This is a genomic window from Rummeliibacillus sp. SL167, assembly GCF_007896505.1.
GTDB classification, from domain to species: Bacteria; Bacillota; Bacilli; order Bacillales_A; family Planococcaceae; genus Rummeliibacillus; species Rummeliibacillus suwonensis.
The window spans coordinates 2,483,615-2,506,171 of the sequence record NZ_VCBM01000001.1 but is presented as its reverse complement, the minus strand read 5'-3'; the positions used below and the strand labels follow the sequence as shown (position 1 = coordinate 2,506,171).

General features: G+C 35.7%; 20 protein-coding genes, 2 pseudogenes and 1 riboswitch. Of the genes and pseudogenes, 19 read left to right on the top strand and 3 right to left on the bottom strand.

All coding sequences use genetic code 11. The annotated features are described in order from the left end of the window. The first annotated feature begins 13 nt into the window (after nucleotides 1-13). The 6 genes and pseudogenes from FEZ13_RS11275 to FEZ13_RS11250 all read left to right on the top strand — a co-directional run bounded on the left by FEZ13_RS11275 (nucleotide 14) and on the right by FEZ13_RS11250 (nucleotide 4,415). Nucleotides 14-1,261, top strand: a pseudogene (locus tag FEZ13_RS11275) (IS3 family transposase). A 109-nt stretch (nucleotides 1,262-1,370) separates the two neighbouring features. Beyond that, on the top strand, nucleotides 1,371-2,264 hold the full coding sequence (locus FEZ13_RS11270; RefSeq protein ID WP_146552680.1) for a hypothetical protein: 894 nt from the start codon (nucleotides 1,371-1,373) through the stop codon (nucleotides 2,262-2,264). A gap of 4 nt (nucleotides 2,265-2,268) precedes the next feature. Further along, a complete protein-coding gene (gene lepB / locus FEZ13_RS11265) occupies nucleotides 2,269-2,718 on the top strand; it encodes a signal peptidase I (RefSeq protein ID WP_146552679.1) in 450 nt (149 codons plus the stop codon). Nucleotides 2,719-3,084: 366 nt separating this feature from the next. Next, nucleotides 3,085-3,159 (top strand): annotated as a pseudogene (locus FEZ13_RS11260) (IS200/IS605 family transposase); the annotation flags it as partial. 43 nt (nucleotides 3,160-3,202) lie between these two features. After that, on the top strand, nucleotides 3,203-3,448 hold the full coding sequence (locus tag FEZ13_RS11255; RefSeq protein WP_370467667.1) for a hypothetical protein: 246 nt from the start codon (nucleotides 3,203-3,205) through the stop codon (nucleotides 3,446-3,448). A gap of 361 nt (nucleotides 3,449-3,809) precedes the next feature. Next, nucleotides 3,810-4,415 (top strand): response regulator transcription factor, encoded by a 606-nt coding sequence (locus FEZ13_RS11250; RefSeq protein ID WP_146550837.1) that lies wholly within the window; start codon nucleotides 3,810-3,812, stop codon nucleotides 4,413-4,415. Between the two features lie 152 nt (nucleotides 4,416-4,567). Here FEZ13_RS11250 and FEZ13_RS11245 read toward each other — a convergent pair whose 3' ends face one another. From FEZ13_RS11245 to FEZ13_RS11235, 3 genes are all read right to left on the bottom strand, one after another. Then, on the bottom strand, nucleotides 4,568-5,542 hold the full coding sequence (locus FEZ13_RS11245; protein WP_146552678.1) for a proline dehydrogenase family protein: 975 nt from the start codon (nucleotides 5,540-5,542) through the stop codon (nucleotides 4,568-4,570). Nucleotides 5,543-6,160: 618 nt separating this feature from the next. Next, nucleotides 6,161-6,916, bottom strand: a complete 756-nt coding sequence (locus tag FEZ13_RS11240; protein ID WP_146550835.1) for an ABC transporter permease — start codon at nucleotides 6,914-6,916, stop codon at nucleotides 6,161-6,163. Beyond that, nucleotides 6,913-7,644, bottom strand: coding sequence for an ABC transporter ATP-binding protein (locus tag FEZ13_RS11235; RefSeq protein WP_146552677.1), 732 nt, complete (start codon nucleotides 7,642-7,644; stop codon nucleotides 6,913-6,915). The genes FEZ13_RS11240 and FEZ13_RS11235 overlap by 4 nt, the downstream gene beginning before the upstream one ends. A gap of 133 nt (nucleotides 7,645-7,777) precedes the next feature. Here FEZ13_RS11235 and FEZ13_RS11230 point away from each other — a divergent pair, with 133 nt between their 5' ends. The 13 genes from FEZ13_RS11230 (at nucleotide 7,778) to FEZ13_RS20115 (ending at nucleotide 22,470) form a co-directional block, all read left to right on the top strand. Next, entirely contained in the window at nucleotides 7,778-8,281 is a 504-nt protein-coding gene (locus FEZ13_RS11230) for a methylated-DNA--[protein]-cysteine S-methyltransferase (RefSeq protein WP_255473115.1), read from the top strand. A 135-nt stretch (nucleotides 8,282-8,416) separates the two neighbouring features. After that, nucleotides 8,417-9,901 carry a nicotinate phosphoribosyltransferase gene (locus FEZ13_RS11225; protein WP_146552675.1) on the top strand — a complete coding sequence of 495 codons (1,485 nt, stop codon included), beginning with the start codon at nucleotides 8,417-8,419 and terminating at the stop codon, nucleotides 9,899-9,901. Next, the gene (nadE, locus tag FEZ13_RS11220; protein WP_146552674.1) at nucleotides 9,901-10,725 is read left to right on the top strand and encodes an ammonia-dependent NAD(+) synthetase; all 825 of its coding nucleotides are present in this window, start codon (nucleotides 9,901-9,903) and stop codon (nucleotides 10,723-10,725) included. The genes FEZ13_RS11225 and nadE overlap by 1 nt, the downstream gene beginning before the upstream one ends. A 445-nt stretch (nucleotides 10,726-11,170) precedes the next feature. Next, nucleotides 11,171-11,779: a nitrous oxide reductase accessory protein NosL gene (locus FEZ13_RS11215; RefSeq protein WP_146552673.1), complete on the top strand. Its 609-nt coding sequence runs from the start codon at nucleotides 11,171-11,173 to the stop codon at nucleotides 11,777-11,779. 232 nt (nucleotides 11,780-12,011) lie between these two features. Continuing rightward, a complete protein-coding gene (locus FEZ13_RS11210; RefSeq protein ID WP_146552672.1) occupies nucleotides 12,012-13,295 on the top strand; it encodes a right-handed parallel beta-helix repeat-containing protein in 1,284 nt (427 codons plus the stop codon). Further along, complete coding sequence (locus FEZ13_RS11205; RefSeq protein ID WP_146550828.1) at nucleotides 13,295-13,750, top strand: nitrous oxide reductase accessory protein NosL; 456 nt, start codon at nucleotides 13,295-13,297, stop codon at nucleotides 13,748-13,750. Before FEZ13_RS11210 ends, FEZ13_RS11205 begins: the two co-directional genes overlap by 1 nt. Then, complete coding sequence (locus tag FEZ13_RS11200; protein WP_255473114.1) at nucleotides 13,747-14,562, top strand: ABC transporter permease; 816 nt, start codon at nucleotides 13,747-13,749, stop codon at nucleotides 14,560-14,562. The genes FEZ13_RS11205 and FEZ13_RS11200 overlap by 4 nt, the downstream gene beginning before the upstream one ends. Further along, entirely contained in the window at nucleotides 14,559-15,239 is a 681-nt protein-coding gene (locus FEZ13_RS11195) for an ABC transporter ATP-binding protein (protein ID WP_146550826.1), read from the top strand. The genes FEZ13_RS11200 and FEZ13_RS11195 overlap by 4 nt, the downstream gene beginning before the upstream one ends. 482 nt (nucleotides 15,240-15,721) lie before the next feature. Further along, entirely contained in the window at nucleotides 15,722-16,669 is a 948-nt protein-coding gene (locus tag FEZ13_RS11190; protein ID WP_146552670.1) for an AAA family ATPase, read from the top strand. Then, a complete protein-coding gene (locus tag FEZ13_RS11185; protein WP_146552669.1) occupies nucleotides 16,666-17,886 on the top strand; it encodes a DUF58 domain-containing protein in 1,221 nt (406 codons plus the stop codon). Before FEZ13_RS11190 ends, FEZ13_RS11185 begins: the two co-directional genes overlap by 4 nt. Beyond that, nucleotides 17,886-20,108: a DUF4129 domain-containing transglutaminase family protein gene (locus FEZ13_RS11180; RefSeq protein WP_146552668.1), complete on the top strand. Its 2,223-nt coding sequence runs from the start codon at nucleotides 17,886-17,888 to the stop codon at nucleotides 20,106-20,108. The genes FEZ13_RS11185 and FEZ13_RS11180 overlap by 1 nt, the downstream gene beginning before the upstream one ends. 34 nt (nucleotides 20,109-20,142) lie before the next feature. After that, a riboswitch (purine riboswitch) is annotated at nucleotides 20,143-20,244 on the top strand. A gap of 327 nt (nucleotides 20,245-20,571) precedes the next feature. Further along, nucleotides 20,572-22,125 carry a glutamine-hydrolyzing GMP synthase gene (gene guaA / locus FEZ13_RS11175; RefSeq protein ID WP_146552667.1) on the top strand — a complete coding sequence of 518 codons (1,554 nt, stop codon included), beginning with the start codon at nucleotides 20,572-20,574 and terminating at the stop codon, nucleotides 22,123-22,125. Nucleotides 22,126-22,260: 135 nt separating this feature from the next. Beyond that, nucleotides 22,261-22,470 (top strand): hypothetical protein, encoded by a 210-nt coding sequence (locus FEZ13_RS20115; protein ID WP_255473112.1) that lies wholly within the window; start codon nucleotides 22,261-22,263, stop codon nucleotides 22,468-22,470. Nucleotides 22,471-22,557 lie beyond the last annotated feature (87 nt).

The window sequence follows — 22,557 nt, the reverse complement described above, 5'->3', positions numbered from 1 at the left end:
ATTAGGGGACAATATGAGTAAAATAACTTTTTCACCTACAGAGATAAATACACTTAAAAAGAATCCAAATGTATACCGTGTCAGCGAGAGGTCTATTACCTATACAGATGATTTTAGATGAATATCAGGCCGGCAAATTTCCCTGCCAAATCTTTGAGGAGAATGGCTTCGATGTGGGCATTATCGGTATAAAACGAATGGAACAGTCCGCCTATAGGTGGAAAAAAGCCTATGAAAAGAATGGATTGATCGGACTGACAGATTCGAGGAAAACGGGTTCCGGCAGACCCTTAAAACGGGAGCTTACATTAGCCGAAATCATGGAGAGGCAAAAGGCCAGAATCGAGCTGCTGGAAGGACAGGTGGAGCTGTTAAAAAAGCTAGAAATGACAGAAAGGAGGCAGAATGAATTCATGGGAATGACTAGATATTTTTGTCATCTCCTGGGTTTCTCCCGTTCCGGGTATACAGCTATCTGAAGGCTTCTTCTGTCCGAGAGGCACGGGAAAAAATGGACCTCGAAGCGAAGAAAATTATCCTGAAGGCCTTTGACCAACGAGGATATAAGAAAGGCGCCCGTTCCATCAAAATGATATTGGAAAATGAATGGAACACGATCTTCAGCCGCAAAAAGATCCAGAGAATCATGAAGAAATATGGCATTGTCTGTCCTCACAGGAAGCCGAATCCTTACAAAAAGATCGCCAAAGCAACGAAGGAGCACCAGGTTGTTCCAAACCAATTAAACCGGGAATTCAAGCAGGAAATCCCTGGGAAGGTGTTACTGACAGACATCACTTATTTGCCATATAACCACAACTACATGGCTTATTTGTCGGCCATAAAAGACGCATCCACCAATGAAATCTTAGCTTACCATGTGTCTGACCGAATTACACTGGATACCGCAATCAAGACCATTCATAAATTAATGAACAACAAGAAAATTCAGCTCCATGAAGATGCCTTTATCCGCTCAGACCAATGAAGTCATTACACCAGCCTTAGATACCAGAAACTGTTAAAAAAGTATAGTTTGGGCCAGTCCATGTCACGGCGAGGTAACTGTTGGGATAATGCCCCTCAAGAATCATTTTTTGGCCACCTGAAGGATGAGGTAGATTATCAGTCGGCTAAAACTTTGAAGGAATTGAAGGCAAAAATAAATCACTACATCATTTATTATAACCATTACCGTTATCAATGGGATTTAAAAAAGATGACCCCTATTCAATATAGGAATCATCTTCTAGCTGCTTAATCTCTTTTTTTATTGTGTCCTTGACATATTTACCGTTTTAGACTATATTTGTAAGATGAAATAATAAAAGGTGTATTTTCCCTAAAATGAATAGTAAAGGAGAAATAGTATGAATAGAATAAAAAAGAAGTTATTGTCTTTGGTATTTGTTTTGACTTTGATATCTAATATGAGTGTTCCTACAGTCTTTGCTTCCGAAACTGCAGACAATGATAATTCTTTAGACTCAAAAACTATAGAAATAGATTTAAGTAATAAACAACAAAAGGAAATTGAAAAATTTAGAAATGATGTGGTGGAAAATCTACAAGATTTAAATAATCCATCAACAGAAGAAGTACATAATATAATTAGAAAAGAAACTAATCCTGTTGAAAATCTAATAGATTCGGATTTAGATATTAATGTGGATTCTGAAAATCAACGAGTAAATTTAATTCATGATGGTTCAGATTTAGAAGAACAAACCTATTCTTTAAATGATAATATTGATATTACATTTACTAATAACAACTCAATAATTATAGATGATATATGGGAAACAGAAGAAAAAGTTGAAACTGTTCCTGATATTTTAGAAGAATTAAACGACGATTCTGATAATTTGTTAACGTCATGGTTACCATTTATTGATAAAGCTAATGCGGCAACTAGTAAAACTAAAAGTGCATCTTATACAGCTACTTATATTGATTGGTCTGGAGCGAAAATATTTTCATGCTATATTTCTGCGAAATTCACTTATAACGGTTCAAAAGTAACTGCGGTTAGAACTGGAAATGCTGTAAAAAGACATTTTTATGGAATGCTATATAATACTTATTCACATGCATCTGCAATTTCTAAACCAAGTAAGAAAGAAAGAATAGCTTATCAACAAGCTACTGCGAGTTGGGGAGCAAATGTAAAGGGTGTAGGTGTGGTCTGGGATGAAACATACTTAAGAGCAAACATTTCTTGTAATCAAAAGGGTGTAATTAAAAAAAGTAAGAAAATAATTTAAAAAAGTGAAAAAAATATTATTTAGTATAATATCTTTATTATTTTTAGTTTTGTTCAGTTTTTTCTTTTTATTTGGTTTATGTGAAATCAATGGGGATTCTATGAACCCAAAGCTGAATAATGGGGATATTGTTATATATTCAAAAAAGTATTTTGCTTTAGATAGATTTGATATAATATTTTTCGAGTATGAGAATTCGATTTATGTAAAGAGAATTGTAGGAATGCCTGGTGAAAAATTAAGTATTATAAATAATGAAGTTTATATAAATGGGCAAAAAATAGATGAAAATATAGAGTTAATGCCATATAGATTCACTGAAGATTTTGAAGTTATTATACCAGATAATTCTTATTTTTTATTAGGGGATAATAGAGATGTATCTGTAGATAGCCGTATGATTGGAAATATAGAAAAAATGAAAATTATTGGGGAATTTATAATTTCTTTATAATTTATATAAGGGAGTGTTTCTTTGAAAATAGTAGTGCCTATTTTTTTAATGATTATTGCTTTTATATTAATTTTATTAGCTTTAGGTTATAAAAAAATATTTTCGTGGTTGAAAAAATAATTTTTAAAGAGAATGATTTAGAAGGATTAATCCTGTGATTGGAAAGTGCAGAATTATTTTATTAAAGAGTAGCAAAGGCTACTCTTTTTTATTTATGGACTTTAGTCTGTTGAGCCTGAAGAAGGCTCAACAAAAAACCACCTGCTATGCGGGTGGATAACAAGATGGTATACACAAAAAAATCACTTTCGGTTCTATAATAGAGATTGTTCAAGCCTCTAGATTAAGAAAGGAAAGTGATTGAAATTGGCCAATAAAGCGAATAGTCTTGCACACACAAAATGGATGTGCAAATACCATATCGTCTTCACTTCAAAGTATATCTTTTAAGACATTTAATTTTTCTTGAACTGCTGTGCATCATTTGGCACCAAGGATTCCTAATTATAAGTTAGAAGAAGCGCACGAACAAACACCTCCATTACAACGTGCAACAACGATTACACTTAAGACAAGTTTGCAATCATTACGATACAAATTGTATGATGCACCACGTAAACATTTTGTTGCGTTTGAAGATGTGAAAAGGCTTAAGACAACATATGATTACAAAATAAAATCATCTTTAAAATCAATGAAAAAGTCTATTAACCCTGCAAATAAAGTTTAATAAGTCGTATACAATAAGCCAAAATAATTTTATGCAAAAAGACGTGCATTACTAAGAATTTTAGTGTGTACGTTTTTTTAATACTGCATTAACGGACAGTATGCCCCACTTCAAGAATCCAATTTTCATGAGCGATTGATTCCCAATCTGTATATGAAAAAGTTTAAGAGGATAGGAGGGGGATCACTATAAAATCCAGCTTGGTTTAACTCATACCCAGTAGAATGAGAAAGCTTTGGGTGAGATTTCATTTAAGTTCGATCTCATGTTATCCAAGTGTTGAATAATCACCTCAGTTCTTCACATTTGTTATAATAAATATAACTAGAGTCGGATAAGTTCTGCAAAGGAAGTGGACAAGATGATTAAGATCGTAATTGCTGAAGATCAAGGGATGCTTCTAGGTGCTTTGCAATCATTGATCAATATGGAAGAGGATATGGAGGTTGTTGGCGTAGGGCATAATGGCGTGGATGCATTAAAACTTGTCGATCAATATCAACCAGATATCGTTATCATGGATATTGAAATGCCTGAAAAAACAGGTTTGGACGCTGCAGAAGAATTGAAAGAAAAAGATGTAAAGGTCATTATTTTAACGACATTTGCTAGACCGGGCTACTTTGAAAGAGCTAGAAAAGCGGGAGTCAGAGGCTATTTGTTAAAAGATAGTCCTATCGAAGAGTTAGTAAATGCTATTCGAGTCATCATGGATGGTCGTAGAATCTATGCTCCTGAGTTGATCGATATTGTATACGAAGAGGAAACAGAAAATCCATTAACAGATCGTGAAAGTGAAGTATTGGGACTTGTAGCAAAGGGAAGAACTACGAAAGAAATTGCCAATGAATTATACCTGTCACCCGGAACCGTTCGTAATTATATCTCGGTCATTTTAGATAAACTAGAAGTGAGCAATCGTATTGAAGCCATTGCAAGATTTAAAGAAAAAGGTTGGAATAAATAAAGATAGAATCTGATTAAGATCTATGAGTGCCAGGTATCCCCTTTGTCTTGCATGATGAATTGCTTTTTAGATGGTCGTCAACTTATCTTCATAGAAAAATAGTATGCTAGCATTATTCTACTAGCATACTATTTCACTTTAAAAAATTCTTTTTATTTTTTTCGCTTTGTTAGGCGACCTATTGTAAAACCAGCGGCTGCGACACCGATGAGGGCATTTGTACGCTTATTGAATATTTGTTTTACAACAAGCTCGAGATTTTGTGGGCGTTCCGCTAAGCGACGCATAAAGTAACCATACCAGTCTTGTCCAAATGGTACGTATGTGCAGAAATTATAGCCTTCTTTTGCAAGTTCAATCTGCATATCACGACGAAAACCATATAGCATTTGAAACTCATATTTTTCTTTTGAAATCTGATGATCGGCGATAAATTTTTTAATATGGTTGATGATGTTGTGATCATGTGTTGCGATGGAAGTAAATTTCCCATTCAATAAATGGTACTCTACTAAGTCTATGTAATTGCGGTCGATTTCCTCTTTCGTTTGATAAGCGATGTCGCTAGGTTCTTTATATGCGCCTTTCACGATACGTAAACGGTAGTTTTTGTATTTTTCGATATCTTCCTTTGCACGGAAAAAATAAGCTTGAATTACCGTACCGACATTTTGGTAATCCTGAGATAATTCTTCAAGTAGATCAAATGAAGGTTGTAAACGATCATAGTTTTCCATATCAAAATTGACGAAAATATGATATTGATCTGCTAAGGCTATTATTTCCTTCAAATTTTCATAGCAAAAGTCATAGTCAATATCTAAACCTAATTGAGAAGGTTTTACAGAAATATGTGCATTCACACCATTTTGATGGATCGCTTCAATCAAATCTAAAATTTGTTCCTTTGCTACAGTCGCCTCAGATTTATCATGAACAAATTCCCCCAAATTGTCCACTGTACATGAGATGCCATGAGAATTTAATTCCTTAATACTTTCGATGATTTCTGGAATATTCGTTCCAGCAACAACGCTAGCTGCTCCCATTTTCAGTCCATACTTTTTAGCATTGTTATTTAAAAATTGATTTTCGGATAAAGCGATAAAGAAATCTTTAAGTGACATATGCTATTTCCCCTTTGTTATGAAGTTGTATTTTTAACGATTATATCATAATTGTTAGAAAAAACATTCTTTTTAAATATTTCTGAATAAATCTATCACGCGTGTTGATTTTACAAAAATTAGGGATGTTTGTTTGGCGTAATTTTGGATAATCAACACGCCAATAAATCTATGTTATTTTTAAAATGCGAACGTTTAAAGTATAATGATAGCTTATTATTCAGATTTGTATGTTTCGCTCCAGTACGAACATTAATAAGCTGGAAGTAAATGAAAATATTGAATAGATTAAAATTGGAATATAGGATATTGAGTGTTAAAGTAAAATGGAAATTCAGATGCATGTATACCATAGGCTTATTTGTGTTGAATTTTGTCGTTTTTATGAAAATAAGTTGCATTCGGTATTTAAAATCTGTAAGTTAGTACGTAGGTACAAAATTAATATTATGACGCAAAAAACGTTTTCCCAACATGGAAGGGAAAACGTTTTTTTGCATATTCGAACAGCTTCGTAAAATACCCATTCAATATTAAAACTACATGATAATATTTAGATTACTAATTTCTCAAACAAAAGGTTTTCTGATTTTCAAGTCTAATCTAACCATTTAAGTGCTAAAATTTATCTTTTAACATTTGCATGCGGTCATTAAAAAGAGTCGGATACGATAAAAATCCTAGTATACTACTGGAAATGGCTGCGGAGGTCAGCAGTACAAATAAGATCATTAATTGAAACTGAACAGCTTGAACGGGACTAGCGCCAGCAATGATTTGACCACTCATCATCCCTGGTAATTGCACTAAACCAATGGTCTTTTGACTTTCAATGGTCGGAATCATACTGGCTTTGATCGCTGTGATCAATTGCCGATGTATAGCTTGTTTTGGTGTACCACCAAGTGACAAAATAAGCTCTACTTCATCTCTATGAGACTCTAATTCACCTTGAAAACGATTCAAAAATAGAATGGATAATATCATAGAGTTTCCGATAGCCATCCCGCTAATAGGGATAATATATTGCGCGGTAGCAGGGACAACATGAAATCCTAGTAAAATAGATTGCACGATGACTTCAACGACTATTACAGTAATGGCTACTTTCCATGTGATCCCTTTAATATTCTTTCCCTTTTTTCGAGCATTGAAAGTAGCCGTTATAATCATTAGTGCGATCATTAGAAGGACATATACCATACTGTCTGATTCAAAAACAAATTTTAAAATATAACCAATGGCAAGTAATTGAATAATGGAGCGAATTGTTGCGATCAATGTATCCTTTTCTAATCCAAGATGCAGCGTTTTGGACAGAATAAGTGGTATCAGCACAAACAGTAAGGTTAAAGAAAGTGTGGTGTAGCTCATTCTAAACACCCCTCTACAAATTGTTGGACAACGTCTTTGGTTGGATGATTCAATAACGTACTTTTTCCGGTTTCAACTACATGACCATTCATCATTACCCATGTATAGTGGCCTATTTTAATGGCTTGCTCTAAATTATGGGTAATCCAAATAATCGTGACATTGTATTTTTGATTGATGTTAACAATAAGCTCTTCAACTTCTTTTACAGAAGTTCGGTCGAGGGCGGAAGTAATTTCATCTAATAGCAAAATATCTGATTTATTGACAAGGGTCCTCGCAATTGAAACTCGTTGACGTTGCCCACCAGATAATTCAGTCACATTTTGTTCAAGAAAGGATGGATCTAATCCAACATCTCCTAAAAAAGAAATAGCCTCTTCCCGTGATAATGACATTCCTTGTAATGTTTTAGGTAAAGATAAATTGGTATAAACTGTACCCTTTATCATAGGTGCAGACTGTAATGCGATACCTACATGGCGACGTAACGCTATCGGATTTATAGAGTTGATAGGTTTATTATGAATGAAAATTTCTCCTGAAGTGGGGGAGATCAAGCCATTACATAGTTTAAGTAATGTTGTTTTACCAGCTCCTGAAGGGCCTACGAGCGTCGTAATATTTCCTGTTGGAAAAGAGCCCGTAACCTGTTGTAAAATTCTTTGCTCCCCCACTTCAAAGCAAACATTATGAAAATGAATAGCAGGTTGATAGATTGTATTCATATACACACTCCTGTAAATGAAATCTCTTCATTAACTGTATAATAAATTAAAATTATATACTAGAAAGATGAATCTATTTCACAAGTATTCTATAATATTGTAAAAAATAATGTTGAATCGTGGAGGGGCAATCATGGAAACGATCTATTGGACTTCATTCGATCAAAAAGAGTGGGAAATATTTATAGCAGCCTCTGAAAAAGGAATAGGCAATGTAGGAATATCGATGGAAGATGTGCAAGCTTGGTGTCAGAAGTATTATAAAGATTTTGTATTAATAGAAAACCAAGAGAAAATGGGTGAATATCAACAACAATACGAAGAATATTTTGCCGGTGAAAGGTCTATTTTCGATTTTCCATTGGATTTGCAAGGAACTCCATTTCAAAAACAAGTGTGGCAGGCATTGCTTCAAATTCCTTATGGTAAAACCACTTGCTATTCAGAAATAGCGAATAGTATTGATCGTCCAAAAGCCGTAAGAGCCGTTGGTAGAGCAATTGGTGCAAATCCAGTATTAATCGCAGTTCCATGCCATCGTATCATCGGTAAAAATGGAAAATTGACAGGCTTTAGTGCGGGTATCCCATTAAAAAAAGTATTATTAGAAATAGAAAGTGTACCTTATAAAGAATAGCAGGCTTGTCATAAGTAAAATGTGAGATAATGAGATGACAGTTGTCATGACACTATTGGTTTTTCTCAAGATATATTTAAATGTAAATAGTGTATACTATGATTTATGAAGAAACAGTGGAAGAAGGGACTAAGTATGAAATCAAAATATCCTGATGATAGCTTAGCGCTACATACAGATTTATATCAAATCAATATGGCAGAATCCTATTGGGCGGATGGAATACATAATCGTAAAGCCGTGTTCGAGGTGTATTTTCGAAAGTTACCATTTGGAAATGGCTACGCTATTTTTGCTGGCTTAGAGAGAGTGTTGGAGTACTTACGTGATTTTCATTTTAGTGAGTCAGATATCCAATATCTTAAAGAAGTAGTAGGATATGATTCGGATTTTATTGAATACTTAAAAAATCTTCGTTTTACAGGTAGTATTTACTCTATGGTTGAAGGAGAACTTGTTTTTGGAAATGAACCAATTATGAGGATTGAGGCTCCTTTAGGTGAAGCACAAATAGTAGAAACAGCAATTCTTAATATTGTTAATTTTCAAACGCTTATTGCCACAAAAGCAAGCCGCATTAAACAAATTGTAAAGGACGATGTGATCATGGAGTTTGGTTCACGTCGCGCACAAGAAATGGACGCGGCTATCTGGGGAACTAGAGCATCCATTATTGGTGGCTTTGATGCGACAAGTAATGTTCGAGCTGGAAAGTTATTTAATATACCTGTTGCTGGAACACATGCCCATTCATTAGTACAAGCGTATAAAAATGATTATGAGGCTTTTCATGCATATGCTCGGCGCCATAAAGATTGTGTTTTTCTCGTTGATACGTATGATACATTAAAATCAGGTGTGCCAACTGCGATCAAAGTAGCAAAAGAGCTAGGGGATAAGATCAATTTTATAGGTATTCGCTTGGATAGTGGAGATATTGCTTTCTTATCCAAAGCTGCTCGTAAAATGTTAGATGAGGCAGGTTTTACAAAAGCAAAGATCGTAGTTTCAAACGATTTAGATGAATATACGATTTTAAACTTATTGGCTCAAGGCGCTAAAGTGGATCAGTGGGGGATTGGGACGAAGTTGATCACTGCATACGATCAACCGGCATTAGGTGCAGTTTATAAACTTGTTTCTCTTGAAGATGAAAAAGGTCAAATGCAAGATCGTATTAAAATTTCTGCCAATGCTGAAAAAGTGACGACACCAGGATTGAAAAAATTATATCGTATTATTGACCTTGAAAACGGCAAAGCAGAGGGCGATTATATTACGATGTTTGATGAAAATCCTGAATCCGAAAATCGTATTAAAATGTTTCATCCTATTCATACATTCATCTCAAAATTTGTCACAAACTTTACAGCAAAAAATCTTCATACGAAAGTAATTGAAGATGGCCGTATTATTTATGAAAGTCCATCTGTACAAGATATGAGAGCTTATGCAAATGAAAATCTAGAATTGTTATGGGATGAATATAAACGTTCTTTGAATCCAGAGGAGTATCCAGTCGATTTAAGTCAAAAATGCTGGGATAATAGAATGAAAAATATAGAAGCTGTCAAAGACATGGTGAGAGAAATGGATACTAATTTAGGGAGGGATTTTTAATGACTTTGCAACAACAAATTATTGAAGAATTACATGTACTCCCCCAAATTGATGCGAAAGAAGAAATCCGCAAATCGATCGACTTTCTAAAAGAATATGCGAAAAAGAATACCTTTGTCAGAGGATTTGTACTTGCTTTATCAGGTGGTCAGGATTCTACTTTAGCAGGAAAGCTAACGCAGCTAGCAGTAGATGAGTTAAATGCAGAAGCTGGAGAAAATCGCTATTCCTTTTGGGCAGTCCGTTTGCCATATGGAGTACAAGCAGATGAACAAGATTGTCAGGACGCTATCCAATTTATCCAACCAACACAAGTGTACACGGTCAATATTAAACCAGCAGTGGATGTAAGTGTTCAATCATTAAAAGAAATAGGCATCGAACTTTCTGATTTTGTAAAGGGAAATGAAAAAGCTCGTGAGCGTATGAAGGTTCAATACGCAATCGCGGCCCATCATCATGCGGTCGTACTTGGCACAGACCATGCTGCAGAAGCAGTGACAGGTTTCTTTACAAAGTTTGGAGATGGTGGAGCTGACCTTACGCCAATCTTCCGTTTAAACAAACGTCAAGGAAAAATACTACTGGCTGAACTTAATTGTCCAAAACATTTATATGAAAAAACACCGACCGCAGATTTGGAAGAACATCGTCCAGCTTTACCAGATGAAGTCGTGCTTGGTGTAACATACGATCAAATTGATGACTATTTGGAAGGCAAAGAGATTTCAGAAGAGGCTCGTCAAAAAATTGAGGGACATTACTTGCGCTCCCAACATAAACGCCACTTACCAATCACTATTTTTGACGATTTTTGGAAATGATCCATTATATGTATATGCTACGCTTATCCCGCTTTAACGGGCAGTAAGACCCCCATCTCAAGATTTAGAGAGAATGAGAAAGATAGGTGGGGGAACAACTGCCGCATGCGTCCGATTGGTTCGGGCGGGCAAGATGTTGGTCCCTCAGGTGTTGTCACAGGACGTGGCGCTTTTAACCTGAGTTCCTCTATTTCAGTGAGAGGTGAAGAAAGCCCCCACTGATGGAGTTTCACTTTATCGTAAGCCATTAAAGAAGAAAATAACATTAAAATATGCTCTATAGAGTAGAAAATGAAAAAATCTACTTTATAGAGCATTTTTATTTATAAAAATTTCATCATAAGAGCACCATAACATCAATAAGTCAAAATATAGACATATGAATTTTGAACTTTTTTCACAACTAATCATTAAAGTAATAATTAGTAAGAAGGGAGAGAAAATGATGAAAAGACAACTAGGGTTAATCGTTATTTCGGCAGCGCTATTACTTGCGGCATGCGGACAAGACAATGCCAAAACAACAGATTCTAAAAAAACAACAGCAGAAAAAACAGAACAAACTACAAAAACAGCGACTTATAATAAGGTGAATTCTAAATTACAGGAGCCAACAGAAGATACGAAGTGTGCATTCTGTAATATGAAAGTCTATGAAGCTAATCATGAAATGGGGGCATTCTCGGCACAAGCTATTAAAGAGGATGGATCCACTATTTTCTTTGACGATATTGGCTGTATGCTCAACCAAGAACGCAAGGATAAAGTCCAATATGACAAATATGTTCGTGACTATGATTCGAAAGAATGGTTAAAACTTGGGGATGCTGTTATTGTCAAAGCAGCTATCAAAACACCAATGAATTATGGCTATGCATTTTTCAAAGATGAAGAAAGCGCTAATTCGTTCATCAAAAAACATGATGGTGCTAAAATTGTCAAAATTTCAGATGTAGACGGTGTAGCCAATGAACGATATAAAAAGAAAATGCAAAAAATGAAAAACAATGACTCTGGTGAAAAAATGGACATGGATATGGATATGAATAACTAGTCATCATCACTAAAAATCCTTAGAAGGGCTGGGGTTACCTATGCCCTTTTTGTCGTATTATTTTCAATGAGTGTTGTTATGTCAACAGGAAAAATAAGTAGTGATTTCTCGTCAAATCTTTCTGGGTACTGAAAAATAATGATACAATGATGTCACTATTTTACTTACTTTATGAAGAAACAGCCATAAGAAAGCTCAACCAAAAGCCTTATCGCAGAACGGAGGAGGGCTTATGAAACGTATTTGGATTTTCATCATTTTTTTGATCGTTTCGATGTGGTCGATGCCACAAGGACAGGCAAAAACAAAAACATTGCAACAACTGATCGACCAAACACCTGAAAATGGAATATTACAGCTCCCAGATACTATATACAAAGAAAATGTAGTGATTCGTAAATCACTAACGATTAAAGGATCTAAGCACACCATTTTGCAGAGCGCGAACCAAAAGCCCGCTATAAAAATAGAAAATGCTGAGCAGGTAACAGTTGAAAACATAACAGTGCAAAATGCTCATATAGGAATAGTAGGGAAGAAATCGCAGCACCTGCATTTTAAGCACCTTCATTTCAAAAATGTATGGAGTGGAATCCAACTTTATAATACGCAAGACATTACACTAAAGCATCTAGAAATTGCAGGAATCCATGGGCATTATGCCGATAAGGGAAATGGATTAGCTATTTATAATAGTGCCAATGTGACAGTGCAGGAAAATAATATTCAAAATGTTCAAGATGGTGTTTATATAGAAGCGGTGAATCAAATTTCACTTTCAAAAAATAAAATTCAAAATGGGCGTTATGCGCTCCATTTTATGTACACCAAAAACGGACAAGCAACCGATAATACTTTTCAGAAGAATGTGACCGGTATTATGTTGATGATGTCTGAAAATGCAAAGCTCAGTCATAATCGACTATTCGAACAAAATGGATTAAACGCCTCCGGTATGACTTTATTTCAATCAAAAAATATTAATGTTTTCAACAATCTATTTCAAAACAATCGAACGGCGATTTCAGCACAGAATTTAACCAATTCATCGATGAAAAAAAATACATTTTTGATGAACCAATCAGCAATAGAACTAATCCGATCGAATGAACAAAACAAAATAAATAAGAATGATTTTATCGGCAACATTGTGAATCTTCGTTCGGATGGAAGCGGTAGTGATATTGCACAAAATTATTATGATGATTATGCAGGAATTGATGTGGATGATAATGGGATTGGTGATCGAAGTTATGTGGCACTCCAAAGCTTCGGACAATGGATGGTTAGACAGCCTGCTTATCAATATTTTATCGAATCACCGAGTGTTGTACTGCTGAACATGATGGATCGCCAAACCAATGCAATTGAAAAAAAGCAATTAGTTGACAAGGAACCGATGATGCAAAGTGCCATAATAGTGGAAAGTAAAAGTGTGCGGACTGTTTGGAAAATAATATTAGGATTTGGAATGGTGCTTGCAATACTATGGTTTTGGAGAAAGGAAATACAATGATGAAAAAGAGATGGTTAGTAGGTATCTTTGCTGCTGTTTTATGTTTACAAGCTTGTGGCGATAAAGAATATAAACCGAGAGAAATCGATAGTGAAACAGATATTTGCAAAATATGTAATATGACGATCGTTCATAAAGAATATGCTGGAGAAATTGCTTTAAAGAATGGAGATTATGAAATATTCGATGATTTAGGTTGTTTAATTGAATATATGAAAGGCATGGATGAGGATGATCTAGGCAAGGCTTTTATCAAAGATGAAAGTGGTAAGAAATGGCTAGATGTCAAAACAGCTTCTTACGTATATGACAAAGATATTTGGACACCTATGTCTTATGGTGTAATCGCCTTTCAAACAAAAGAAGAAGCAAAAAAATATATTGAAAAAGAAGGTAAGGGAAAATTATTAAGTTTTTCTGATCTAGATACCTTTGAATGGGGTGTACACCATTGAGTAATCGCCTGTTTATCCGATTAGAGTGGAGACAAATGCTACGAAGCCGATGGATGCAATTAGTAGCATTACTTTTTGTTTTTGTCTTTGCTACGATTTCTCTTATACAACAAATTGCACTGCCTGATGTTAATGGTTTTACAAGACAAACTGCCAGCTTTTTAAACTTACTTTTGTTTTTACTGCCATTATTTATCTTAACGATAGGTAGTATGGGGATCGCTAGTGATTTAGAATCAGGTTGGTTTTCATTGTTGAAAACATATCCTATAACAGTTGCCCAATATATTTGGGGTAAATATATCGCCTTGCTATTATCATTCATGCTTATTTTATTATTAGCTTTTGCAGTCGTGCTTGGTATGAATGGAATATCAGGTCAAGTACATTTACCAATCCTGTTCGTAGGACTGTCGATCATGACAGTACTTATATTCTCTGCCATTGCCATACTTTGCGGTACTTTTGCTAAAAGTCGTTTACATGCATTAGCTTTGTCACTAGTCGTATGGGCGGCATCATTATTGCTTTTATCCTATGCACTAATGGCAATTGGTACAGTTGTTGCAGGGCATGTTTTGCAAAAATTGACGATTATCATGATCCACCTAAACCCTGCTGAATGGATTCGTTTTGGCTATTTTCTTTTCTCTGGACAAACATCTGTATTAGGACCATCCTTCCATCATTTTACCGAATTTTATAGCTCAACGATGGGATACGTATTGTATGCAATTGTCACAATTTTATGGATTGTATTACCGATATTATTGGCAAAATGGCTGCTAGTGAAAAGAGGGCGTCAAGTATGATGGTAGAAGGAAAAAATCTTGTTAAGAAGTATTCAGAAGCCCAAGGAATCATTGATGTTTCATTTCTTTTACAAGAGAGGCGAATCATTGCCTTGGCTGGTGGAAATGGGGCTGGTAAGAGTACTCTGATCCGCTTATTAATTGGAGAAGAAAAACCAGATAGTGGTGAATTGAAATGGGCTACGAAACCTTCGATTCGTTACATGCCCGATGATGTCAATTTTCCACCAACTTTGACGGCACTGGAAATTTTGCAGTTGCTTGCAGGATTGAAAAAGATCCAGTCAAGCGAAATCGACAAGGCTTTAAAGCGAGTAGGTTTATGGGAATATCGCAAACAACGCGTCCGTCAATTTTCAAAAGGGATGCGTCAACGATTAAACTTAGCACAAGCATTATTAGGAGAAGAACAATTACTGATTTTAGATGAACCAACAAATGGTTTAGATATTCGCTGGATCGCCGAACTTAAAACAATCTTAAAGGAACAAAAGGAAAGTGGTAAAACGATTCTATTTTCCACCCATTTACTTTCTTTTGCAGAAGAGCTGGCAGATGATGTTCTTTTACTACATGATGGTCATGTATTAAGGCATGGAAATATTCAATCTGTATTGCAAGAAACAAAAACAATGCATTTAGAAGAACTTTTTATGCATGAAATCGTGAAAAAATAGAAATATATGTAATAACATGAAAACACGACTAATCAGTAAGTCGTGTTTTTTGGGTTCTATATTATATGTAATTGAAATATCAGCGTCGGAACAAATTAAGGTTACTGGAAAACCAGCTTTCAAGAGATCATACAAAGAGCCTTTGCAAACGGAGAGATTCGTCGCTCATTTAGGGAAAAGACTACTGAAAACTTATCTCGCTTTAACGGGCAGTAAGACCCCCATCTCAAGATTTGGAGAGAAACGAGAAAGATCAACACACCTGCTGATTTTTATTATATATTTGGAGATGAATTGGTTTTTCAATGGTCTTTTAGCGAAGAGGGAGGGGGGAACTGATTAGAATCATCCGTTTTTTCTAAGTTCCTTCCCTCAACATTTGAGATAGAGCCTTTTTTATAAGCTTTAAAAACAATCATGCTATAATAATGCTAATTGAGAAAATGAACACATAAAAGGAAAAAATGACAGGGGGCCAATAAATGGAAACATACGACAAGCTACAATCCATTATTCAAAATATAGAAAAAGTGATGATTGGCAAAAAACATATTGCGGAGTTGAGCGTTGTAGCGTTATTGGCAGAAGGACATGTTTTACTTGAAGATGTGCCTGGTGTAGGAAAAACAATGATGGTCCGCGCACTTGCTAAATCAGTAAGCGCTAATTTTAAACGAATTCAATTCACTCCGGATTTGCTTCCTTCAGATGTAATTGGTGTATCCATTTATAATCCAAAAGATATGGAATTCCATTTTCGGCCTGGTCCAATAATGGGGAATATTGTGTTAGCCGACGAGATTAATCGTACATCTCCAAAAACACAATCTGCTCTATTAGAAGGAATGGAAGAAGCAGCGGTGACGATTGATGGAGAGACAGTGCAAATTCCAAAGCCCTTTTTTGTAATGGCTACCCAAAATCCGATTGAATATGAGGGCACATATCCACTACCTGAGGCGCAGCTGGACCGCTTTTTATTGAAATTGAAAATGGGTTATCCGAGCCATGATGATGAAATCGAGGTATTAAGAAGAGCAGAAGGAATCCGTCCAATTGAAGCTTTAACAGCTGTCGTTACAATTGATGAATTGAAGGCTTTGCAGCAAGAAGTGAAAACCGTCCACGTTGACGAGTTAGTGAAAAGCTATATTGTTGAACTAGCAAGAGCTACGCGTGAGCATCAATATGTATATCTTGGTGCAAGTCCACGTGGTTCTATTGCCTTGATGAAAGCATCACAGGCGTATGCATTGCTGAAAGGTCGTAGATATGTAACGCCAGATGATGTTCAATTTTTAGCACCATTTGTTTTTGCACATCGCATCATTTTGAAACCAGAAGCACGCTATGAAGGGATCACACCTGAAGAAATCATTGGTCGTGTTATTATTCATACAGCTGTGCCGATTAAAAGGGCTTCCAGATGATGAAAAAATATAAAGTAAGCTGGCTGTCGCAAGCGATTATACGTTTTGTAATGGTTGTTCTATTGGCAGCCATTTCTCTCTGTTTTGCATTGATGCAAGGGGGATTTGTTAGTTGGTTCGTTTTCTTCATGTTTATTCCTTTTGCTCTCTATTCGATGATATTGTTTTTTGTACCAGTAAGGAATTTTTCAATTGAAAGAACGATGTTATCCGAGTATTTGAAACAAGGAGATTCTCTACGAATGACGATAACACTGAGGAGAAAATCACGATTCCCATTACTTTATATGGTCATTCAAGAGAGTATGCCGAGTGAGATCTTTGAAAAAGTAGCGGCAGATCAGACACGCCATTTTTTTATGGTGGGATTGAAAAAACAAATCGCTTGGAATTATGAAATTCCTAATATGCCACGTGGACATCATCAACTAGTAGGAATCGAATTGACGATTGCGGATTTTTTTGGTTGGGTAAAAAAGACCACCTTCATACCGGCCAATCGTTCTGTTGTTGTATATCCAAATATAACCAATATGATTTATACACCATTACAAGTAACACGAAATAGTGGAATAGGCACAGCACATAATGCTATTGTACGTGATACAACAATGGTCTCTGGTATTCGAGAGTATCAGCCAGGAGATCGTATGGCATGGATTCATTGGAAAACATTTGCGAAAACCCAAAGCCTGCAAACGAAAGAATTTGAAGATCAACAATCCCAGGATATTTGTCTTGTATTAGATGAATCACCTTCAGATGTATTTGAAGAACAAGTCGAATTATGCGCTTCAATTTTAACGGCAGTTGTTCATCAGCATTTTACAATGTCCTTTTTATCCGCGGGTACAAAACCAGCCTTTTTTGATCAAATTCAAACAGAGGAACAGTTGCAAAAAGCACTTTATTATTTAGCAGCTGTACAACCAAATGCAACAGAAGAAGTCGCACGTAAGTATGATCAAAATCGTCTGCTCATTCATGCAGCCATGCTATATTTTGTGACAGGTGCATTGACGATTCAATGGATTACGATCTTAAAAAAGGTTTCTACAAAATCGCAACAAGTTATTTGTTTTATTGTGCGAGACCCTAAGAAGAGCGTTTCAGAACATGAGAAAAAAATGGAAATGATGGCAAAGGAAAATGGAATCCTCGTCTTTCCAATTTCACATAAACAATTTCCGAATGCCTTTACGGAGGTGTTGAAATAATGACTTCACCTGTAATGAGATGGATAAGTTTAATAGGTCTTTATCTCATAATTTTCTTAATGTTAGTAGAGTGGCTTGTGCCAGTAGTACAACTTACGGGTACAGGACATATTGGTTTATTTCTTGCTTTTGTCATACTTTGTTTAGGTAGTAATATTCTTGAGCTTAATGGGGTACTATCCTTTTTGATGAAGTTTGTCTATGTCGTATGGTTTTTAATGTATGTTTATATGGGAACGAAATTCTTCTCTGTAGAAAGTTTTATGAAAATTGCGGAAGAATTTGTAGTAAGTATGCGCGCTTTAATAGAGGGAGATTGGAATGGCATAACAGATTCATTTCGTAGTATCCTATTTTTCGTTTTACTATGGATGACTGTCTATTTAATCCATCACTGGTTAACAATCAAGCATTCTGTATTCTATTTCTTTTTAACAACGATTATTTTCTTATGCTTAATAGATACACTGACAAATTACAATGCAGATTTTGCAATCATACGTGTGATGATTTTAGGTATTTTACTAATGGGTGTGTTATTTATAAACCGCTTATTTAAAAATAGTCAGGTGAAATGGCAGCCACAGTACTATAGTATGTTAATGATCCCGCTGATCATTATGATTATTGGCAGCGCGCTTTTTGCCTACTTTATGCCTAAAAAGCAAGCACTGATTCGTACACCGAATGCTATTGCCCATTTGATGGATTGGAAGAGTGGTCAAAGTTCGGGGATTGGAAAAATTGGTTATGTGGAAGATGATAGTAAACTAGGAGGCCCATTTGAGGAAGATAATCGTCCAGTATTTGAAGTAGCCACGAAAACGAACCAGTATTGGCGTATCGAAACAAAGAATATTTACACCGGTAAAGGATGGGAAAGAAAAGAAGGAGACATTTATGTACATACCTTCGGATATGGTGAAGAAATCCCACTGACGCTTAAGCCTGGTAAAAAGAAATATGAGGATAAGGCTACGATTACTCTAAAGAAAAACTATAAGTTTATCATGCAACCATATGGTTTAGAGACGATCGATCAGCCGAATGATGAAAAATCATTTTATATTGAAATCGATGGGGAAAAAATTCGCCCAACCATCAATGAGCAAAAGGTTTTTCTACCACAATATTCAATGACATACTCAACACCTGAGTATAGTCTAAAGGCATTAGAAAAGACGAGAAATTCAGATTTGAAGAAACTTTCTAAGGATTATAATCAGTATTTGCAACTCCCAGCATCTTTACCAAAACGGGTACAAGACTTAGCAGTAGAGATAACAAAAGATGAAAAAAATCTATATGATAAAGCAAACGCCATTGTTTCTTATTTCCAATACAATGGTTATAGGTATTCACGTACAGATGTAGCGGTTCCTTCGAAAAATCAAGACTATGTTGACCAATTCCTTTTTGAAACAAAATCAGGTTATTGCGATAATTTTTCGACTTCTATGGTTGTGATGCTTCGTACATTAGGTATTCCGGCGCGTTGGGTAAAGGGTTTTTCGGAGGGGGATGAAGTTGCCTCTGACGATGATACGAGCCATTTTATCGTGACAAACAACAATGCCCACTCATGGGTAGAGGCATATCTACCAGGAGTAGGGTGGATGTCGTTTGAACCGACAATTGGTTTTGACGGATTCGATAATGTATTAAATGATGTCAAAGATGAACAAAATGAAGCGACGATCAATCCAAAGAAAAAAGAAAATGCTCAAGCAAAAGCAGCAGAGCAAAAGAAAAAAGAAAAACAACAGCAAGAAAAAGCCAAAAAAGAAGAAAAGAAACAACAACAGCAAGAGAAAAAACAAAGTCAGGGGAAAGATAAAGCAGCAACCAATCAGTTGGGTAAAATAGTGAGCATCATCGTACTGATCATTATTTTGGTAATCATTCTATTCTATTTGACGCGTAAAAAGTGGATGCCAAAATGGTTATTGATAAAATATCGATGGAAGGGAAAAAATAATATCCTGATCGAGCCACTTTATAATGATTTACTGAAGCAGCTTTCTTTAAACGGCTTGTCAAAAGCACATGGACAAACTCTACGCGATTTTGCTAAACAAGTTGATGAAAAGTTTGGCACAGAACATATGAGTATTTTGACGCAGGCCTATGAGGAGACGCTTTATAGTAAAGAGGAACCAACAATAGATAAGGATAAAATGATCGAATGTTGGAAATATTTAATCAATCATTTAGGCGGTTGATTTTACCTCTTATAAACTGTAAGATTAAGAAAAATTATAAATATTGAACTACCCTCATATATGTTCGGAAATATGGTTCGAATGTTTCTACCAAGCTACCGTAAATAGTTTGACTATGAAGGCATAAAGGGCTGTGTTTTCGACATGGTTCCTTTTGCCTTTGAGAGAAACGAGAAACCGAACGCGGAGGAAGAACAAAACTTTCAACGCGTTCTTTTCATATTAGTGTACTATATAAGTAAGTAGTCATTTACAAAGTGGCTTTGTTATAGGAAATTGTGATTTTTGAATGTGCGCAAGGAACGCTGATTCCTGTTAGAAAGTGAAAGATAGGATTCTATAGTAAGCGTATAGCTGAGCGAGTAGTCTTTGATTCACCAGTGTAAGCGCCGATTTGCAGAAAAAGCATACAAATATACAGTATTCTAGACAGAGTCTATAAAATATAGAAGAGGTGGAACTGTTGTCAGTTAGTACAATTTTAAAAGATCAAGAAAAGATCATCGTTCTTGATTTTGGTAGCCAATACAATCAGCTTATTACACGTCGAATTCGTGAATTTGGTGTCTATAGTGAATTGCATCCCCATACAATTACGGCAGAAGAATTAAAAGCAATGAATGCTACTGGTGTCATTTTCTCTGGAGGTCCAAACTCTGTATACGATGAAAATGCATTCCATATCGATGAAAAAATCTTCGACATGGGATTACCAATCTTAGGTATTTGCTATGGTATGCAATTAATGACACATTCTCTAGGTGGTAAAGTCGAAGCGGCTGGACATCGCGAGTATGGTAAGGCTGAAATTAAAGTATTAGAAGACAATGCTTTATTCGGTGATCTTCCTAAAGAACAAGTCGTTTGGATGAGCCATGGCGATCTAGTAACGGAAACACCAGAAGGTTTCATCACGATTGCTACGAGTGAATCATGTCCGATCGCAGCGATGGCAAATGCAGAACGTAAATTCTATGCAGTACAATTCCATCCAGAAGTTCGCCACTCCGTATATGGCAATGACATTTTACGTCAATTTGTATTCGATATTTGTGGGGCAAAAGGCGATTGGTCCATGGATAGCTTCATCGATATGCAAATTGAAAAAATTCGCGAACAAGTTGGCGACAAAAAAGTTCTTTGTGCACTATCTGGCGGTGTCGACTCTTCCGTTGTTGCGGTTTTAATCCATAAAGCAATTGGTGACCAATTAACATGTATGTTTGTGGACCATAATTTATTGCGTAAAGGCGAAGCAGAAAGTGTTATGCAAACATTTGAAGGTAAATTTGGTATCCATATGATTAAAATCGATGCACGCAAACGATTCATGGATAAGCTTGCCGGCGTAAGCGATCCTGAGAAAAAACGCAAAATCATCGGCAACGAATTTATCTATGTATTTGACGACGAGGCTTCCAAACTAAAAGGAATGGACTTCCTTGCACAAGGTACACTATACACAGATATTATCGAAAGTGGCACAACAACTGCCCAAACGATCAAATCTCACCACAATGTAGGCGGACTTCCTGAAGATATGCAGTTCGAGCTAATCGAACCATTAAAAACATTATTTAAAGATGAAGTACGTGCATTAGGTACTGAACTAGGTATTCCAGATGAAATCGTATGGCGCCAACCATTTCCAGGTCCCGGCCTTGCTATCCGTGTGCTTGGTGAAGTAACAGAAGAAAAACTTGAAATCGTCCGTGAATCAGATGCCATCTTACGTGAAGAAATCGCAAAAGCAGGCTTGGATCGCGACATTTGGCAATACTTCACGGTACTACCCGATATCAAATCCGTAGGCGTCATGGGCGACCAACGCACATACGACTACGCCATCGGTATCCGTGCCGTAACATCCATCGACGGCATGACATCAGACTGGGCACGCATCCCATACGATATACTCGAAAAAATCTCTGTACGTATCGTCAACGAAGTACCACATATCAACCGAGTGCTGCTAGATATTACATCTAAGCCACCAGCTACTATTGAGTGGGAATAGGAAGAAGTTTCCATTTAAATTAGAAGGCTTAAAAGCATTGATACAACAATGTTTGTTAGTATTAATGCAACAATTGAGATTCAAAAAATATACTCTCTTTTATTTGCTTAATGCAGATAGAAGGGGGTATTTTTTATGACCAAAATTATCGAATTGATTGACGATTTACGACTTAATCAACAAATCCAATCAAGAAAAAAGGCTTATATAGATATGTGTAATTGGCGATTAAGATCATTTTCTAAATTCATGAAAGAAAAATTTAACATTATTGAAGCTGAAGAAGTAAAACCATTACACATAAAAAAGTATATTCAATATCGACAAGAATTGAATAGAGAATAAAATATAACGATTAATAATCACTTAGCAACATTAAAAGTATTTTTTAACTATCTACTTGATGAAGAATTTATAACAGAAAATGAAAAT

Coding starts and splice junctions, on each gene's coding strand:
- FEZ13_RS11270 (WP_146552680.1), top strand. CDS start 1,371: ATGAATAGAATAAAAAAGAAGTTATTGTCTTTGGTATTTGTTTTGACT.
- FEZ13_RS11250 (WP_146550837.1), top strand. CDS start 3,810: ATGATTAAGATCGTAATTGCTGAAGATCAAGGGATGCTTCTAGGTGCT.
- FEZ13_RS11245 (WP_146552678.1), bottom strand. CDS start 5,542: ATGTCACTTAAAGATTTCTTTATCGCTTTATCCGAAAATCAATTTTTA.
- FEZ13_RS11240 (WP_146550835.1), bottom strand. CDS start 6,916: ATGAGCTACACCACACTTTCTTTAACCTTACTGTTTGTGCTGATACCA.
- FEZ13_RS11235 (WP_146552677.1), bottom strand. CDS start 7,644: ATGAATACAATCTATCAACCTGCTATTCATTTTCATAATGTTTGCTTT.
- FEZ13_RS11230 (WP_255473115.1), top strand. CDS start 7,778: ATGGAAACGATCTATTGGACTTCATTCGATCAAAAAGAGTGGGAAATA.
- FEZ13_RS11225 (WP_146552675.1), top strand. CDS start 8,417: ATGAAATCAAAATATCCTGATGATAGCTTAGCGCTACATACAGATTTA.
- nadE (WP_146552674.1), top strand. CDS start 9,901: ATGACTTTGCAACAACAAATTATTGAAGAATTACATGTACTCCCCCAA.
- FEZ13_RS11215 (WP_146552673.1), top strand. CDS start 11,171: ATGAAAAGACAACTAGGGTTAATCGTTATTTCGGCAGCGCTATTACTT.
- FEZ13_RS11210 (WP_146552672.1), top strand. CDS start 12,012: ATGAAACGTATTTGGATTTTCATCATTTTTTTGATCGTTTCGATGTGG.
- FEZ13_RS11205 (WP_146550828.1), top strand. CDS start 13,295: ATGAAAAAGAGATGGTTAGTAGGTATCTTTGCTGCTGTTTTATGTTTA.
- FEZ13_RS11195 (WP_146550826.1), top strand. CDS start 14,559: ATGATGGTAGAAGGAAAAAATCTTGTTAAGAAGTATTCAGAAGCCCAA.
- FEZ13_RS11190 (WP_146552670.1), top strand. CDS start 15,722: ATGGAAACATACGACAAGCTACAATCCATTATTCAAAATATAGAAAAA.
- FEZ13_RS11185 (WP_146552669.1), top strand. CDS start 16,666: ATGATGAAAAAATATAAAGTAAGCTGGCTGTCGCAAGCGATTATACGT.
- FEZ13_RS11180 (WP_146552668.1), top strand. CDS start 17,886: ATGACTTCACCTGTAATGAGATGGATAAGTTTAATAGGTCTTTATCTC.
- FEZ13_RS20115 (WP_255473112.1), top strand. CDS start 22,261: ATGACCAAAATTATCGAATTGATTGACGATTTACGACTTAATCAACAA.